Genomic DNA, 17,233 nt, shown 5'->3' with positions numbered 1-17,233 from the left:
CAAATCACTACCTTTGTATTTATGGAATATTCATCAAGACTTGTAGAAAAAGCGGTTAATGAAATGTCTCAATTGCCAGGAATTGGCAAGCGAACAGCTTTGCGATTGGTGTTACATTTATTAAAACTACCTAAGGAGCAAACTACTTTTTTGACACAATCATTAAGCAGTATGCGAGAGGACGTTCAGTTTTGTGAAAGCTGTCATAATATCTCAGATGCGTCCGTTTGTGATATTTGTTATAATGCAAAAAGAGATCATCAGATTATTTGCGTGGTCGAAGATATTCGTGATGTAATGGCAATTGAAAACACAGGACAATTTAGAGGGATATACCACGTTTTAGGCGGAAAAATATCACCTGTAGATGGCGTAGGACCTAGCCAATTGAATATTAATTCTCTAGTTGAAAAAGTGAAGTCAGGATTAGTCAATGAAATTATTTTTGCGTTGAGTTCAACAATGGAGGGTGATACTACAAATTTTTATATTTATAAACAAATACAGGACTTTGATGTAATTACTTCTACAATTGCAAGGGGAATATCAGTTGGTGACGAATTAGAATATGCAGATGAAGTGACTTTGGGAAGAAGTATTTTGCACCGAGTTCCATTTGAGAAGTCATTAAAAAATATTTGAGTAAAAGATTAAGAATATTTTTGCAATGAAAATGTAGCGTGCAATAGCTTTTGAAAATATTCAAATTTATCTTTTATCAAATGCATGATAATGAATTATTATTCTTTTGAAAATAAAGTGAGAACAATTTTTAGGTAAATAAACAACCATAATTATTATCTGTTATTTTAATTTGGTAATCTAAAACTTTGTAAAGTACAGCAAATAGTAATTAATTAATTTAAAAAATGGTGATTCTTTTAAATTACTAAATGAAAACCTATATTTGTTACCTAAAATATAAAAATGAACAAAACGGCATTATACTTATTACTGGTAATTAGTATTTTTTTTACTTCTTGTATCTCTACAAGAGACCTTATTTATCTTCAAAACAAAAAGGGTAATCCAAGTGACACTCCTGTTTCTGAGGTGATGTTAAAACCTTACCGACTTCAAACCAATGATGTTTTAAGCATAACAATTAAGGTAGATGATCCAAAGCTAGTTGCTATTTTTAATCCTACTAACAAAGGCGAAACTGATACTGGAACTTCTTCTTTATATTTTGCGGGTTATACTGTAGATGATCATGGCCTTATCCGAATTCCAGTTTTAGGGGAAATTACTGCTATAGGCTATACTGTAGAAGAACTACGACTGCAAATCGAGAAGCAACTTTTAAACGAGTACTTCAAAAAAGAAGCTAATATTTTTGTAATAGTGCGTTTGGGCGGATTCAAATATACTATCAATGGCGAGGTAGGAAGTACGGGAACAAAATATTTATATCAAGATCACGTTAACATTATGGAGGCCATTGCAAATTCTGGCGATATAGCCTTAACTGGAGATCGAAAAGCCGTAACTATTATTCGTCAAACTCCTACCGGAACAGAAATGCACGACTTAGATCTTACCAACATTAACGTGATGCAATCTCCTTATTATAATTTGCAGCCTAATGATTTTATTTATGTAAAACCCCTCAAACAAAAAACTTGGGGAACAGGAAAGACAGGGATAGAATCTTTCGGTACTATTCTGACCGTTCTTTCTCTATTTACCACTGCCTTAGTATTTTTAAAATTATAATAAATCAAAAAATGTTAGATATAAAAGATTTTTCAATTTTTGAAGCCGATACTGGATTTGATTTTAAAGGATTTCTAATTAAAATTGGAAGTTATTGGAGATGGTTTTTGCTAAGTTTGGCCATTACTTTCACCATTGCTTATCAAGTAAATATCAGAAAAGAAAATATTTATAGTATGGAAACTGTGATCTCCGTAAAGGAGGAGACAAACCCGCTTTTTACCTCTAATACAAGCTTGACTTTCAACTGGGGAGGAACATCAGATCAGGTTCAAACTATAGGCACTACTTTACAATCTCGTTCTCACAATGAGTTGGTTGTCGATAAACTACAATATTACATTAGCTATTTGGCGCAAGGCAAGTACAATCTTGTCGATGCTTATGGTGCAGTTCCTTTTTATGTAACTATCAACAAATCGCGAGCTCAGCTCGCAGGAACACTTATCAAAGTTAAATTTTTGAGTGAAAGCCTTTATGAAATTCGAATTCCGTTTACTAGTAATTCTGCCTCACTAATTACTTATGACGACAATTCTTATAGCAACACAGCCGTTGCAGTTGGTGATTTTGTTAAAAGATACAAAGTGGGCGAGGTCGTTTCTTTACCATTTTTAAATTGGAAATTGCAAATAAAAGATAATCCAGGCTTTTATAAAGGGAATGAATATTTTGTTCAATTTAATGATTATGACGGCACAGTTTCTGGCTATCGTGGAATAAGTGTAAAGTCCGACGATAAAGGAGGTTCTATAATAACACTGGGTATGATTGGTGCAAATAAAGCTCGAATGGTCGAATATTTAAATTCAACGGTTCAAATGCTTATCAAAAGGCAGCTTGACGGAAAAAATCAGTTTGCTACCAACACTATAAAATTTATAGACAGTACACTTGTCGCTATGGAATCGCAATTGAAAGAAACCACTAACGAGCTCAAATCCTTTCGGCAAGGCAAGAATATATATGATATAGAAGGCGACGGTGCAAAATTCTCGGATAAAGTATTGGAATTTGATGTCAAAAAGGATGAAATTACTCGAAAAATAACCTATTATAACTCTTTGAAGTCCTATTTAAAGAGTAGTGTTGATTATTCCAAACTTCCAGCGCCATCAGTTGCGGGTATTGACGATCCTAATATTGTTGTAAATGTGTCAAAATTAATATCGCTTTCAACTCAAAGATCTGAAATGGCATATGCTGTAAAAAGCGAGAAAATTTTCAAAGATTTTGATAATCAAATGGAAGCGATTAAAAAAGTATTATTTGAAAACATTAGCACAGCAAAGGCTTCGTTGCAATATGATTTGGCTTTAGTTGAGAGTAAAATTAATGAAACTGAAAGCACCATTAAACAACTTCCTGAAGATCAGCAGGAGTTGATTAAAATTAAAAGGAAATATGATTTGAGTGATAACATTTACAATGCGTTTCTTCAAAAACGCAGCGAGGCTGATATAGTCAAAGCAGCAAATTTGTCTGACATACATTTTATTGATCCTGCAAAAGATATTGGAGGTGGACTTCTGGGCTCCAAAAATTCAGTTAATTATGTCTTGGCTTTATTTTTAGGACTATTGTTTCCACTAGTAATGGTTTTCGGTATTTTCTTTATTAACAATTCTATTCAAAACACAGATGATATTAATAGACTTACAAAAATACCCTTAATAGGGGTTATTGGATTGAGTAAAGACATTAATAGTTTGGCCGTATATGCAAAACCCAAATCAGCCTTGTCCGAGTCGTTTCGAGCCATTCGGTCGTCTCTTCAATATCTCTATAAAAAGCAACTTGTAGATGGGGCGAAAACTTTGATGATCACCTCTTCAGTCAGCGGTGAAGGAAAAACTTTTTGTTCGATGAATATCGCAACGGTATTTGCATTAAGTGAAAAAAAGACTGTAATCATTGGATTAGATTTGAGAAAACCCAAATTGTTTGATGAATTCAATTTATCGAATGAAGTAGGCGTTGTGAATTATCTCATAAAGCAAAAGTCGCTTGATGAAATTGTTAATCATACTCATATTCCATTTCTTGATGTTATTTTGTCCGGTCCAATACCGCCAAATCCTGCGGAAATGATTATGAGCGATGGAATGAGGGAGTTAATAGAAGAATTAAAAATAAAATACGATTATATTATCTTAGATACACCTCCAGTAGGTTTGGTGTCAGACGCACTAGAACTCGCGCAATATTGTGACGTTACTCTGTATATTGTTAGACAGAATTTTACCAAAAAAGATATGATTACTTTGCTTAACAACAGGGTAAAACGAGGAGAACTACACAATACGAGTATAATTTTAAATGGATTCCAAAATAAAGCCAAATATGGAGCAGGCTACGGTTATGGTTATGGCTACGGCTACGGCTCTACAGCGTATTCTAACGGATATAATGAGGATGATAAGCCTAGAAATTTCTTTGAAAAGGCAGTTGCAAAATTTAGAAAATCATAGTGTCAATAAAGTCTTGAAAGTAACAATCGAATGAAAGAAGGTGTAAAGAGTAATATATTAATTACAGGAGGAGCGGGTTTTATTGGCTCCAATTTGTGTGATTATTTTTTATCGAATGGACATACAGTGATTTGCTTGGATAATTTTGCTACAGGACACCGACACAATCTCAAAGATTTTATTAATAACAAAAACTTTAGTTTGATAGAAGGTGATATTCGAAATTTAATAGACTGTCAGAATGCTGTAAAAGGTGTAGATTATGTATTACATCAGGCAGCTTTGGGTTCTGTTCCTCGTTCTATTAATGAACCTATTACTACTAATGATGTCAACGTTTCCGGGTTTTTGAATATGCTTGTTGCTTCACGAGATGCCAATATAAAAAGATTTGTCTATGCAGCTAGTTCATCGACCTATGGAGATTCAGAAGGATTGCCTAAAGTAGAAGACGTTATAGGAAAACCACTTTCGCCCTATGCCATTACTAAATATGTTAATGAATTGTATGCTGATATTTTCAGTAAAACCTACGGTTTGGAAACGATTGGTTTACGGTATTTTAATGTTTTTGGACAAAAACAAGATCCCAATGGGGCTTATGCTGCGGTAATTCCAAAATTTGTGATGCAATTAATGCAACTCGAAAGTCCAAGAATAAATGGGGATGGAAACTATTCGCGTGATTTCACCTATATCGATAATGTGATTCAAATGAATGAATTGGCGATGACCACCCAAAATATAGCAGCAGTAAATACAGTTTATAATACTGCATTTGGAGATCAAAACACATTAAATAATTTAGTTGATTATTTAAAAGAGTATTTATCAATATACAATCCAAAAATTGCAGACGTTGCTATTGAATATGGTCCTAATCGAGCTGGTGATATCCCACATTCGTTGGCGAGTATTGATAAAGCAAAAGAATTGTTGGGTTATCAGCCACGCTATTCTTTACAGGAAGGATTGAAGGAGGCTATCGCCTGGTATTGGGAGAATTTAGGTTCCAGTCAACAAAAAATGCAGAAAGTTGATTAGGGTAGAAGTAGTTTGCAAAAAGCATATTTCAGAAATAGAATACAGATAAATGAAAATTACAAAAATTTGTTGCATTGGTGCGGGATACGTTGGTGGACCTACTATGGCTATTATTGCTCAAAAATGTCCAGATATTCAAGTTACAGTTGTAGATATGAACGCCGACAGAATTGCAGCTTGGAACGATGAAAATGTTAATAATATTCCAATTTATGAGCCTGGACTCAGCGAAGTTGTTGCTGAAGCCAGAGGCAAGAACTTATTTTTTTCAACACAGGTAGAAAAAGCAATAGATGAAGCGCAAATTATTTTTATATCTGTAAACACGCCAACTAAGACCTATGGGAAGGGAAAAGGTATGGCTGCCGATTTGAAGTACATTGAATTATGTGCGAGACAAATCGCCAAAATTGCCAAAGACGATAAAATTGTAGTTGAGAAATCTACTTTGCCCGTTCGAACTGCCGAGGCCATCAAGAGTATTTTACACAATACAGGTAATCATGTACAATTTCAAGTATTGTCTAATCCAGAGTTTCTCGCTGAAGGAACAGCGGTGGAAGACTTATTGAATCCAGATAGAATATTAATTGGTGGTGATTCATCAATTGAAGGGCAGAAGGCAATTCAGACTTTGGTTGATGTTTATGCGAATTGGGTTGCGCCCGAAAAAATATTAACTACTAATTTGTGGTCCTCAGAATTGTCAAAATTGAGCGCTAATGCCTTTTTGGCACAACGGATTTCTTCGATAAATGCTTTATCTGAACTTTGTGAAAAAACAGGAGCCAACATCGATGAAGTTGCCAAAGCTATCGGGATGGATAGCCGAATTGGACCAAAATTTCTCAAAGCATCTGTAGGATTTGGTGGCTCGTGTTTTCAGAAAGACATCTTGAATTTGGTGTACATTGCCAAATCTTATGGTTTAAATGAAGTGGCCGATTATTGGGAACAAGTTATCATCATGAACGACCATCAGAAAAAACGTTTTGTTAACAAAATAGTTAAAACGCTTTACAACACCGTGGCAGATAAAAAGATTGCCTTTTTGGGATGGGCTTTCAAGAAAGATACTAATGACACCAGAGAATCGGCAGCTATTTATGTAGCCGATGATCTAATCAATGAACAAGCACAAATTGCGGTTTTTGATCCTAAAGTTTCTAGAAAAAAAGTTTTAAATGATTTAGATTATTTGGAAACTAGAAGTGCTGAAAATAATGCCAAAGCGATTAGTACTTTTGAAAGTCCTTATGAAGTCTGTAAAGAGGCACATGCCATTGCAGTACTCACAGAATGGGATGAATTTGTAAACTATGACTGGCAAAAAATCTATGATAGTATGCAAAAACCCGCTTTTATTTTTGATGGCAGAAATATATTGAATGGAGCCGCTTTAGAAGCAATTGGATTTGTATATCAGGGTATAGGAAGTTAAAAAAGGGATATTAGAAATTAGTTCGCCCAGCGGATGTAATTTTGAGTTTCGAAGTGGAAAATTAAACCTAGGGTTCTAGTATTGAACCTCAAAAAAAATAAACATTGAATACAAACATTAAGATAGCCGTTATCGGTTTGGGATATGTAGGTTTGCCTTTGGCACGATTGTTCGCTACTCAATATTCTGTGGTGGGATTTGATATAAATCAGTCTCGAATTGATTCCCTTAAGCAGGGAATCGACCGCACGCTTGAGATTGACTCTGAAAGTTTACAGCAAGTATTAGTGGAGACGTCGACTAAAAGTAAGGGTTTGTATTGTACGTCAACCTTGGCTGAAATTGCAGATTGTACATATTATATCGTTACGGTTCCTACACCTGTGGACAAAAACAACCGACCTGATTTGACTCCCTTGTACAAATCCAGCGAAACTGTTGGCCAAGTTCTCAAGAAAGGCGATATTGTCATTTATGAGTCAACTGTATATCCGGGTGTAACTGAGGAGGAATGTGTTCCGGTTTTAGAAAAAGTGTCAGGTTTAACATTCAATGTTGATTTTTTTGCGGGATATTCGCCCGAGCGAATCAATCCTGGAGACAAAGAGCATACAGTAGATAAAATACTAAAAGTTACTTCGGGTTCTACCCTAGAAATAGGACATAAAGTCAATGAATTGTATCGTTCTGTTATAACTGCTGGAACTTATTTAGCTCCTTCAATAAAAGTAGCCGAAGCTGCAAAAGTAATCGAGAATTCGCAACGGGATATCAATATTGCATTTGTCAATGAATTGGCCAAAATCTTTAATATTTTAGAAATTGACACCCAAGCTGTTTTAGAAGCTGCAGGAACGAAATGGAATTTCCTTCCCTTTAAACCAGGATTAGTTGGCGGACACTGCATCGGTGTTGATCCATATTATTTGGCACAAAAAGCACAGCAAAATGGGTATCATCCTGAAATAATTTTGGCTGGACGCCGTTTGAATGATAGTATGGGTGACTACGTCGCTTCACAAGTGATCAAGTTGATGATTAAAAACGGAATTGCAATTAACGGAGCTAGTTTGTTGATGTTAGGGATTACTTTTAAAGAAAATTGTCCCGATGTGCGCAACACTAAAATTGTTGATGTTATTCGTGCGTTAGAAGATTATGGTATAAAAGTTAGTCTTTTTGATCCTTGGGCTAATTCGGCTGAGGTTGCACACGAATATGGATTGACGAATAACAATCAACCGCCGACAGCGACGTTTGATGCTATAGTTTTAGGTGTAGCCCACAAAGAATTTTTAGATTTGGAGATTGAAAACCTCAGGAATACCAATAGTGTCGTTTATGACGTAAAAGGAGTTTTGGGCGATAAGGCTGATGGTAAACTTTGAGAAGAGTGATAGGTTGTTCTTAGAAGGCAAAAATTATAAATTAGATTTTATTTTTTAATATAAAAATTTTAATGATGAAAAAAATATTGATCACTGGTGGGGCAGGATTTATTGGATCTCATGTGGTTCGCCGTTTCGTAATGAAATATCCAGACTATCAGATTTTTAATTTGGATGCGCTTACTTATGCAGGAAATTTAGAAAATATCACGGATATCGAAAAGGCAGCAAACTATACTTTTGTTAAAGGCGATATTACGGATGAGTATTTTATTGCTAATTTGTTTCAAGACCATCAGTTTGATGGTATCATACATTTGGCTGCAGAATCGCATGTTGATCGCTCTATTGAAGACCCAATGGCTTTTGTAAAAACAAATGTCATAGGAACAGTGAATTTACTAAATGCGGCTAAAAAGCAATGGGCAAACAATGGTGAAGGTAAACGCTTTTATCACGTGAGCACTGATGAGGTTTATGGTTCTTTAGGTGCTGAAGGTTTGTTTACTGAAACCACTCCTTATGATCCTAACTCTCCTTATTCGGCTTCAAAAGCTAGTTCTGACCATTTTGTACGAGCTTATGGAGAGACTTATGGATTACCTTTTGTATTGACTAACTGTTCTAATAATTATGGTCCAAATCATTTTCCAGAAAAATTGATTCCTTTGTTTATCAATAATATTATAAATAATAAACCTTTACCAGTTTATGGTGATGGCAATTATACTCGAGATTGGTTATTTGTTATTGATCACGCTGTAGCAATTGATTTAGTTTTTCATCAAGGTATGAACCATCAAACATACAATATTGGTGGTTTTAACGAATGGAAAAATATAGATTTGGTAAAAGTATTGTGTCAAATCATGGACACTAAACTGGGAAGAAGTGCTGGCGAATCTGAAAAATTGATTACTTATGTCAAGGACAGGCCAGGACACGATCTGCGTTATGCAATCGATGCTAATAAAATAAACAAAGAATTGGGTTGGAAGCCGTCGGTTACATTTGAACAAGGATTGGAAATTACTATTGATTGGTATTTGAATAACAAGAACTGGCTAAATAATGTAACTTCTGGGGATTATGAAAAGTATTATGTGAAGATGTATTCTTAAAGTTCAGAAGTTTGGATAGGAAATGTAGAAAAAAGAGAACAAATAAACTATGAATTGGTATGTTGTTTACACAAAACCTAAGTGGGAAAAAAAAGTAGCAGAGCGATTAAATGAGATCGGTATTGTTACTTATTGTCCGCTAATTACCAAAGAGAGTCAGTGGTCAGACCGCAAGAAGATTATTAATGTACCCTTGTTTAATTCCTATATTTTTGTTCAAATAGAAGAAAAAGAGCGAAATAGGATATTTGAAGTAACCGGTGCTATTCGTTATTTATTTTGGTTGGGAAAACCTGCCGTTGTTAAAGATTCTGAAATTGATTCCATCAAGAGTTGGCTCTCCATTCCAGAGGAATTTGAAGTTGCTGTAGAAGAATGGAAAAAAGGGGACAAAATCGTGTTGGAAGCAGGACCCTTTATGAGTCAGTCTGCAGTTATTCACGAAGTCAAACAAAACCAATATATTTTGATTTTAGAATCTTTAGGTTGTGTACTAAAGGTGAATAAAAAAGAGTTGTAGTTTTTTTTAAAAATAAATTAAAAAAAAATAATTTTGTGGCCTTTTTTTTATTCACTTCAATTCGTACATAGTAAAATAAGTCATCAACCAAGGTTTTATTTTAGCTGTTTTAAAATTGATTTATTATATGTTTAAAAAACCGCAGGTTTTTTTATTTTACTATAAATTTGCAAACGCTTTTTCGTGGCAAATCTTTTCTGGGACTTGCAGTGGCGAAGCCATAGTAAATTAGGAGTTAGAGGTTAAAGAGTTAGAAGTTATAAGCAAATTCTATTGCTGGATGTATAGTCTTTTAGCATACTAAAAATTAACCTTGCTTTTTCTATTTAAAATTTTATATTTATTATTAATTGAGTTTACATTATGAAAAAAATTATTATCGTCATTTTCCTGATATTTGCTTTCTTTCAATCGGAAGCTATTAGGGCTCAAGATTTGTTAAAAAGTACTGATTTAAGCACTGTAAAGGTTGATTATTTATCTGATGGAGATATAGCCAAAATAAAGTCTCAATTGCAAAGCAATAACACCACAATTGAACAAGTTGAGCCATTGGTATTGGCAAAAGGAATGTCTGCTAATGAGTTTGCGAAATTGAAGGTGCGCTTGGGCTCACAAATGACCACAGCACCAAAAGTTGCTTCCGATACTGATGTGTATGATGATAAAAAAGAAGAACAAACTCGTAAGCAAGAAAAAATAGAAAATAAAAAAGTAAAGGATACCCTTAATTCTTTAGTTTTTGGCTCGGAGTTGTTTGATAATCCAGATTTAAACTTTGAACCTAATTTGAAATTGGCCACCCCAGTTAATTATGTTTTGGGGCCAGGCGATGAACTGCAGATTAGTGTTTATGGGGTTCAGGAGTACAATGCTACAGCTCCTGTTACGATGGAGGGAAAGGTCAATATTCAATATGTTGGTCAAATTTCAATAGCAGGAATGACGATTGAAGCTGCGACTCAGAAGATAAAAAGTTCTATATCCAAAGTTTATAGTACAGTTGCTTCAGGGCAATCTCAAGTAGGAATAAGTTTGAGTCGCATTCGAACAATCAAAGTAACCATTATAGGTAGTAAGCAGCCGGGGAATTATTCTGTTTCTTCTTTGGCAACAGTTTATAATGCTTTATTTTTGGGTGGTGGACCCGGAAAAAACGGAACGTACCGCAATATAGAACTTTTGAGAAACAACAAAATCTATAAAAAAATTGATATTTATAATTTTTTAGTTAATGGCAATCAATCGGATAATGTAGGGTTAAAGGATAATGATGTGATTCGTATTCCTGCTTATTCTCAGCGAGTAACCTTGGAAGGGGTTGTAAAGCGCCCAGGAATTTTCGAAATGAAACCTGATGAAACCTTCAAAGATTTGTTGTCATTTGCATCAGGGTTTAATGAGTTTGCTTACACCGCTTCGGTTAATGTTTTGCAAAAAACAGCCAAAGACTTCAAAGTTAAAGATATTCCGTCTTCAGAGTATGGCAGTTACAAACCATTGGCTGGTGATGTTTATAGAATTTCTAAGATTTTGAACCGCTTTGAAAACCGTATTAAAATTGAAGGAGCAGTATTCCGTCCAAACACCTATTCGTTTTATGAAGGTATGCGGATTTCTGATTTAATTTCGCAATCGGATGGATTAAAAGAAGACGCTTATACTGATAGAGCTACCATAATTCGAACAAAAGATGATTTGACCACAGAAGTTACTAACGTTAATCTGAGTAAGGCCTTGTCCGGTGATCACGAAGCAAATATTCTTTTGAAAAAAGAAGATGTCGTAACTGTATATTCAATTTTAGATTTTAAGGATGAATACAAATTGACCATTGATGGTGAAATAAAAAAACCAGGCATATACGATTATCATGAGAATGTGACTTTGAACGATTTACTGGTTCAGGCGGGAGGATTAACGGGTTCTGCGTCTAAAAGAGTGGAAATTGCCCGAATGATAAAATCAGATGATATAGACGATAAAAATCCTAATAGAGTACAATTGTTCAATTTAGAGATTTTTGCAGGGAATAACGAACAAATCAAAAATTTTACTTTACAACCTTTTGATGTTGTAAATATTCGTAAAATGGCGGTTTATGAAAAACCACAAATGGTAAACGTGATTGGAGCTGTTAATTACACCGGTAAATATGTTTTGGCTAATAAAAAAGAAAAAATATACGATGTGATTTTGCGCGCTGGCGGGTTGACAGCTGTTGCTAATTTAGACGGTGTAAAAATCAAACGTCCTATTCAAGCTAAGCAAATTGAAGACTTAGAAAATGTCGATTTGAATTTAGGAAAGAAAGATACTGTTCAAAATAAAATAGTCAAAAAATTAAAAGAAGAACTAAAGTATGCTACCATTCCTATAGATTGGCGATCCATTATTAAAGACCCGTCTGATAAATCAAATGTTACTCTATTTCCTGGAGATGAAATTGAAGTTTCGGTTTTCAATGAGAGTGTAAAAGTAGTGGGTAATGTGCTGCTGACATCAGAGATTCCATACAGCAAAGGCAAAGGATTTAATTATTATTTAGAATCAGTTGGTGGCACCGATGCGAAAGGTTGGAAGAAAAAAGCCTATATCATTTACCCTAACGGAAAAGCAGGAGTTTCTAGCACTTTCTTATTCATACGTTCCTATCCAAAGGTATTGCCTGGTTCTCAGATTGTAGTTCCAGAAAAACCTGAAACTCGAAGTATGAGTACAGGAGAATGGGTTAGTATTGGAAGCGTGATTGCAAGCATAGCGCTTTTAGTAGTGACCGCATTCAAATAGGACTGCAAAAGAACTAGAAAATTCCAAAACAAACGTAACTATCTCAAATAGCTAAAAAATGGCAAACCAACCAACTGTAAAAGAGGAAATTGCTCTAAGCGAGCTGATAAGAAATTCAAAAGAATGGTTTTATTTTTTACTTTCTAAACGGAAAACCATTGTTTTAGCGTCGATTCTGGGTGCTATTGTTGGATTGACTTATTCCTTCATAAAGAAGCCAGTGTATAAGGCTAGTTTGTCTTTTGCTTTAGAAAGTAGCCCTTCAGGTGGCGGATTAAGTGGTGCTTTGGGATTAGCAAGTTCGCTCGGATTTGATTTGGGTGGCTCTGGAGGAGGAATTTTTGAAGGGAGTAATTTGACAGAATTATTCAAATCTAGGAAAATGGTCGAAAAGACTTTACTTATGCCCGTAAGCTTCAACGGAAAAACTATTTCGCTAGCCGAAATGTACCTTCAAAATGAGAAATGGCGCAAGAAATGGGACAATAAACCCAAATTAGTAGGATTGCAGTTTTTACCCAACACAGATCGTAAGATGTTTTCAAGAAGTCAAGATAGTATTTTTGGAGCAATCTATGAAGATTTATATAAGTATAAGCTTGAAGTGGGTCAGAAAGACAAGAAAGTAGATATTATCAGTATCGAAGTTACTTCTACCAATGAATTATTTTCTAAATTTTTTACTGAAGCCTTGGCAAAACAAGTTGGTGATTTTTATATTGAAACCAAAAGCAAAAAAGCGCGTATCAATATGGCAATATTAGAGCGACAAACTGATTCTATTCGAGGGGAATTAAACAGTGCCATAAGCGGCGTAGCAGTAGCCAATGATAATACTTTTGGGTTGAATCCGTCTTTGAATGTTCGCCGAGTTCCTTCGGCACGTCGTCAGGTTGATGTGCAGGCTAACGGTGCCATTTTGACTGAATTAGTAAAGCAAACCGAGTTAGCTAAAGTTACATTGAGAAAAGAAACTCCGTTAATACAGATAATCGACCGACCAATTTTGCCTTTGAAAAAGGAAAAAGTAGGAAAGTTAATGGGATTAGTTGTGGGAGCTATTGTGTTTGGATTATTAACGATATTATTCTTAACACTAAAAAACACCTTAAAAAAATTAGTTTAATTTTTTTTATTTTTATTGTCCAAAACGTTAATATCACATAATTGTAACTGTATTTTTATTTTTAAATTTAATTTGAATCTACAGTTGCATTTTTTGAAAGCGAAAAACCTTATTTCTTTGCAGTAAAATCTGTGTTTTAATAAATTCATACCCAAATATAATTGTGAGATCACCAAAAACCATACAAAATTGGCACTAGAAATTTCATTAAAATTACTATCCATTTTTATTAGCTTATTGATTTTGTTCAATGCAATATTGATAAGGAAAATAGTAGGAACTTGGTTGTTTCCAGCCACTCTTTTTTCTTTATTTTGGTTTGTTTTTACTTTTTTCCCATTAATTTTAATGTTTGAAGTACCAATTAATCCCTGGGCTGTCGGGTATATAAGTTTATTAGTGATTGTATTTTCGTGGACATTTATTTTTTTTAATTGGAAAAAAGCATTTCAAAATAATTTAGATAAACCTCCTAGTGATGAAGTGTACGACACTAATCTATTAAGAGTTACTCTTTGGTTCTCGATCTTAATTTCTATTGTTTCTTCGATAAAAGTAATGTTAGTGCAAGGATTTTCATTATCAGAGCTTTACGAAGATATTGTACTAGTAGCAGCAAAATATGCGGTATCAAGGTATGCTTCTGATGTAATCTATTCTGCGTACGGACCATTAAGCTTAGGTTTTGCCTATCTCGCTGTTTTGATTGCCGGTCTAATATTTGGATCAACACATTCTAGTTCCAGAAAAAAGTGGGTACTGCTAGCTTTCTTGCCCTCTATTATAATTATGGTTACTCAATCTGCTAAAGGTTCTTTTTTTGGCTCTATTTTTTACTTTTTAGGTGGAATACTTGTTACAAGTATTCAACAAAATAAACTATTACTTTTTAAAGCAAATATACTAAGAATCATAGCGAAAATTGGTTCATTTTCGATCGGCTTATTTATTTTCTCTTTAATGTCAAGAGGATTGCAAGATGAAAAAGATGTAGGCGGTTTTTTAGAAAAATTAAGATTTCTGCTCGCCTCTTATTTCTTTGGTCATTTGTATAACTTCTCCGAATGGATTGGCGTTTATTGGGATGGATTCAATAATTCAAAATTTGACATCAGCCATTATTATTATGGCTTTTATACTTTTACCTCTATTTATCGATTTTTTGGTTATCAAAAAGTTACACCAGATGCAGTGTATGATGAGTATAACAATATTCAGGAGCAAATGGAATCTAATGTTTTTACTATTTTTAGGGGGATGATAATGGATTTTGGGATTTTTGGAACTGTTTTTTTTATTTTTGTTCTTGGGTTACTATTGCATCTTTGTTTTTATGTTTTTTTAAATAGTCGAAAGCCTATTATTTCGCTAACTATTACAATGTTTATGTTAGTTGTTTTTTACTATTCCTTTATTATTAGTGTCCTCACTTGGAATATTGTTCCCTTTATTCTTATTCTATTTATGTTTTTATTAAAATTTAATTCCTACAACTTTGTTCTTAAAAAAACTATTTGACGGGAAGTCTAAATTTTTTATTTATATGTTGACTGCACAAGGACTCTTTATGCTGTCTAACCTATTTATAAATTATAAAATTGAAAAAATATGGTCTGTCGAGGGATTTGCAACCTATAATTTATTAAAAAGATTAGGTTCTTTTATTGTTTTTCCACTTATTTTGGGAGTAGGTATCGGTATTCCCAGGTATATTAGTTTTTTAAAAAAAGGAAAAGATGATGCCTCAAAAGCGCTTGAGTATTTGGTTGCCGGATTAATCATTTTTTTAATCACTTTTGGTGGGTTTTTAGTTTTATTGCTATTTTTTCCCGCAGTCATTCTTTCCTCTTTTAAACAAATTGGCTCTGAAAGCATTCTATTAATTGTTGCTTTATTTATATTTAGTCAAGGTGTATTCGTCATTCTTAGTTCATTTTTCCGAGGCAAGATTCAATTTGGAAAAAGTAGTTTGCTTAATGTATTGGTTTTGTCTTTCTTACCGACTGTAATTATCTTTTTTTCGGATACTATTTTTGATTATTTTTTGTATTATGCGGTATCGACTATCGGTTCATTACTATTAATAATTGTATTTAACGCCTACAAAAATGCCATTTCTTATAAACGTACTCAATTTAAAATAAAGCAACTCATTCATTATGGAGCTCCTAGAGTCGTTGCCGATGCTATTTTATTTTCACTAGATTTTATACCGATTTATGTTGTAAGTGTTTTTATAAGTCTTGAAGAATCGGGTTATCTCTCCTTAAGTTTTATGTTTTTCAAATTAGCGTCGGTCTCTTTTGATTTGATAGGGTCGCTTATTTTACCTTTGTATGGCAAAGGATTTAAAACTGAACCTTCGGCTGTGTTTGTCCAAAAAGTCAATCGACTTTTGGTTATTTCGGGTTCTTTGGCTGTATTGGCTTCGGTATGTGGTTATATTTTAATTCCTTATTTGATAGCTACTTTTTTCGGTTCTCTGTCACCGGCGATATTGGCTTCTCAATATATATTTATTGCCTTTCCTTTTTATGTTATTTTTACAATTTTAAAAAATGTTTTGGATATCATTAGTTCAAAGGCTTATAATTCATTGATACAAATTGTAGGTTTTGTGGCGATGGGGTTGACTCTTTTCTATGGTATTTACCACAAGGAATGGTTTTATTATAGGACATTAACCATAATCATTCCGTATTTTGTTTTAGGAATCTTGACCTACTTAGTTTGGAATAAATTGAAATATAAAATGGTTCAAAATTCAATTTAAGGGAAAAGCGGAGTGCCTGTGCAAGATAAAATTTTGAACCAAATAGAAACTTATTAATGCTACGGCAACTCTTAAGCTGCTGTCTGAAAAGTAGTTATAAAATAAAATAAAATGTTCACAATATTTTGCCAAAAATTAAGTTAGAAAAGTAGGGTTTTGCCAATTAAAAAAACATTGTTGTCCGATAAAAGTAAATAAAAAAGAAGCCAGAAAAATGGCTTCTCAATTAAAATCGTAATTTGGTTTTGCAAAAGACAAAAAACGATGAGTAAAAGTAATTATTTTTCTAGTAAATCTGTTTTCGGACAGCTGATTTCTTTAATAGACGATAAAAAAATAAAAAATGCAGTCAAAAAGACTAATTCGGATAGATATGTAAAGCGTTTTAAGAGTAAAGACCACTTGATAAGTATGCTTTTTTGTTCGTTTGCCAAGTGTAATTCTCTTCGAGAAGTATCCGGAGCAATGCTAGGATTATCTGGAAAAACTGAAAGTTTTCAGTTAAGTCATATTCCAAAACGAAGCACTTTATCCGATGCAAATAAGAATAGAAAGGTTGAGTTTTTTGAAGATGTATACAATAAGTTACTGTTCGAATATGGCTTAGTTTTGTCGGACAGCCGAATTCAAGATGTTATAAAAAAACAGGTTAAGATTGTTGATAGCACCACAATTAGCTTGTTTAAAGATATTTTGAGTTGTGTCGGAAGAAAGTCAAAAGACGGAAAAAGTAAAGGCGGAATTAAAGTTCATACGGTAATCAATGCTGATGAAAAAGTGCCGAGTTTAGTCTGGTTTAGCCCAGCAACAACGCACGACCATAACTTTCTAAAGAAGTTAAAA

The 17,233-nt window shown here is 33.8% G+C and carries 13 protein-coding genes; all 13 read left to right on the top strand.

All coding sequences use genetic code 11. From position 1 onward, the window contains the following. Positions 1-21 precede the first annotated feature (21 nt). Positions 22-642, top strand: coding sequence for a recombination mediator RecR (gene recR / locus RMO83_RS10025; protein ID WP_310559544.1), 621 nt, complete (start codon positions 22-24; stop codon positions 640-642). A gap of 285 nt (positions 643-927) precedes the next feature. Beyond that, positions 928-1,716 carry a polysaccharide biosynthesis/export family protein gene (locus RMO83_RS10020; RefSeq protein WP_310559543.1) on the top strand — a complete coding sequence of 263 codons (789 nt, stop codon included), beginning with the start codon at positions 928-930 and terminating at the stop codon, positions 1,714-1,716. Positions 1,717-1,727: 11 nt separating this feature from the next. After that, a complete protein-coding gene (locus RMO83_RS10015; protein ID WP_310559542.1) occupies positions 1,728-4,187 on the top strand; it encodes a polysaccharide biosynthesis tyrosine autokinase in 2,460 nt (819 codons plus the stop codon). 30 nt (positions 4,188-4,217) lie between these two features. Further along, the gene (locus RMO83_RS10010) at positions 4,218-5,231 is read left to right on the top strand and encodes an SDR family oxidoreductase (RefSeq protein WP_310559541.1); all 1,014 of its coding nucleotides are present in this window, start codon (positions 4,218-4,220) and stop codon (positions 5,229-5,231) included. A 49-nt stretch (positions 5,232-5,280) separates the two neighbouring features. Further along, positions 5,281-6,672: a UDP-glucose 6-dehydrogenase gene (locus RMO83_RS10005; RefSeq protein WP_310559540.1), complete on the top strand. Its 1,392-nt coding sequence runs from the start codon at positions 5,281-5,283 to the stop codon at positions 6,670-6,672. Positions 6,673-6,776: 104 nt separating this feature from the next. Further along, positions 6,777-8,060 carry a nucleotide sugar dehydrogenase gene (locus tag RMO83_RS10000; protein ID WP_310559539.1) on the top strand — a complete coding sequence of 428 codons (1,284 nt, stop codon included), beginning with the start codon at positions 6,777-6,779 and terminating at the stop codon, positions 8,058-8,060. Positions 8,061-8,134: 74 nt separating this feature from the next. Then, positions 8,135-9,181 carry a dTDP-glucose 4,6-dehydratase gene (rfbB, locus tag RMO83_RS09995; protein WP_310559538.1) on the top strand — a complete coding sequence of 349 codons (1,047 nt, stop codon included), beginning with the start codon at positions 8,135-8,137 and terminating at the stop codon, positions 9,179-9,181. A gap of 49 nt (positions 9,182-9,230) precedes the next feature. Continuing rightward, positions 9,231-9,701, top strand: coding sequence for a UpxY family transcription antiterminator (locus tag RMO83_RS09990; RefSeq protein ID WP_310559537.1), 471 nt, complete (start codon positions 9,231-9,233; stop codon positions 9,699-9,701). A gap of 363 nt (positions 9,702-10,064) precedes the next feature. Then, positions 10,065-12,491 carry an SLBB domain-containing protein gene (locus RMO83_RS09985; RefSeq protein ID WP_310559536.1) on the top strand — a complete coding sequence of 809 codons (2,427 nt, stop codon included), beginning with the start codon at positions 10,065-10,067 and terminating at the stop codon, positions 12,489-12,491. A gap of 58 nt (positions 12,492-12,549) precedes the next feature. Next, a complete protein-coding gene (locus RMO83_RS09980; RefSeq protein WP_310559535.1) occupies positions 12,550-13,617 on the top strand; it encodes a Wzz/FepE/Etk N-terminal domain-containing protein in 1,068 nt (355 codons plus the stop codon). Between the two features lie 189 nt (positions 13,618-13,806). Next, on the top strand, positions 13,807-15,135 hold the full coding sequence (locus tag RMO83_RS09975; RefSeq protein WP_310559534.1) for an O-antigen polymerase: 1,329 nt from the start codon (positions 13,807-13,809) through the stop codon (positions 15,133-15,135). Between the two features lie 49 nt (positions 15,136-15,184). After that, entirely contained in the window at positions 15,185-16,390 is a 1,206-nt protein-coding gene (locus tag RMO83_RS09970; protein WP_310559533.1) for a hypothetical protein, read from the top strand. A 264-nt stretch (positions 16,391-16,654) separates the two neighbouring features. Then, the coding region (locus tag RMO83_RS09965; protein WP_310559532.1) for a DUF4372 domain-containing protein at positions 16,655-17,233 on the top strand (579 nt) is incomplete at its 3' end.

It is taken from the genome of Flavobacterium sp. (assembly GCF_031423415.1).
In the GTDB taxonomy this organism is placed as follows: domain Bacteria; phylum Bacteroidota; class Bacteroidia; order Flavobacteriales; family Flavobacteriaceae; genus Flavobacterium.
Note: the sequence above shows the minus strand (reverse complement) of the source record. Positions and strands in the feature narration are given on the sequence as shown.

What these genes read in the sequence shown, in the direction of transcription:
- RMO83_RS10005 (WP_310559540.1), top strand. Translation starts at nt 5,281, where the DNA reads ATGAAAATTACAAAAATTTGTTGCATTGGTGCGGGATACGTTGGTGGA.
- RMO83_RS09970 (WP_310559533.1), top strand. Translation starts at nt 15,185, where the DNA reads ATGCTGTCTAACCTATTTATAAATTATAAAATTGAAAAAATATGGTCT.
- RMO83_RS10015 (WP_310559542.1), top strand. Translation starts at nt 1,728, where the DNA reads ATGTTAGATATAAAAGATTTTTCAATTTTTGAAGCCGATACTGGATTT.
- RMO83_RS10010 (WP_310559541.1), top strand. Translation starts at nt 4,218, where the DNA reads ATGAAAGAAGGTGTAAAGAGTAATATATTAATTACAGGAGGAGCGGGT.
- RMO83_RS09980 (WP_310559535.1), top strand. Translation starts at nt 12,550, where the DNA reads ATGGCAAACCAACCAACTGTAAAAGAGGAAATTGCTCTAAGCGAGCTG.
- RMO83_RS09990 (WP_310559537.1), top strand. Translation starts at nt 9,231, where the DNA reads ATGAATTGGTATGTTGTTTACACAAAACCTAAGTGGGAAAAAAAAGTA.
- RMO83_RS09985 (WP_310559536.1), top strand. Translation starts at nt 10,065, where the DNA reads ATGAAAAAAATTATTATCGTCATTTTCCTGATATTTGCTTTCTTTCAA.
- RMO83_RS10020 (WP_310559543.1), top strand. Translation starts at nt 928, where the DNA reads ATGAACAAAACGGCATTATACTTATTACTGGTAATTAGTATTTTTTTT.
- recR (WP_310559544.1), top strand. Translation starts at nt 22, where the DNA reads ATGGAATATTCATCAAGACTTGTAGAAAAAGCGGTTAATGAAATGTCT.
- rfbB (WP_310559538.1), top strand. Translation starts at nt 8,135, where the DNA reads ATGAAAAAAATATTGATCACTGGTGGGGCAGGATTTATTGGATCTCAT.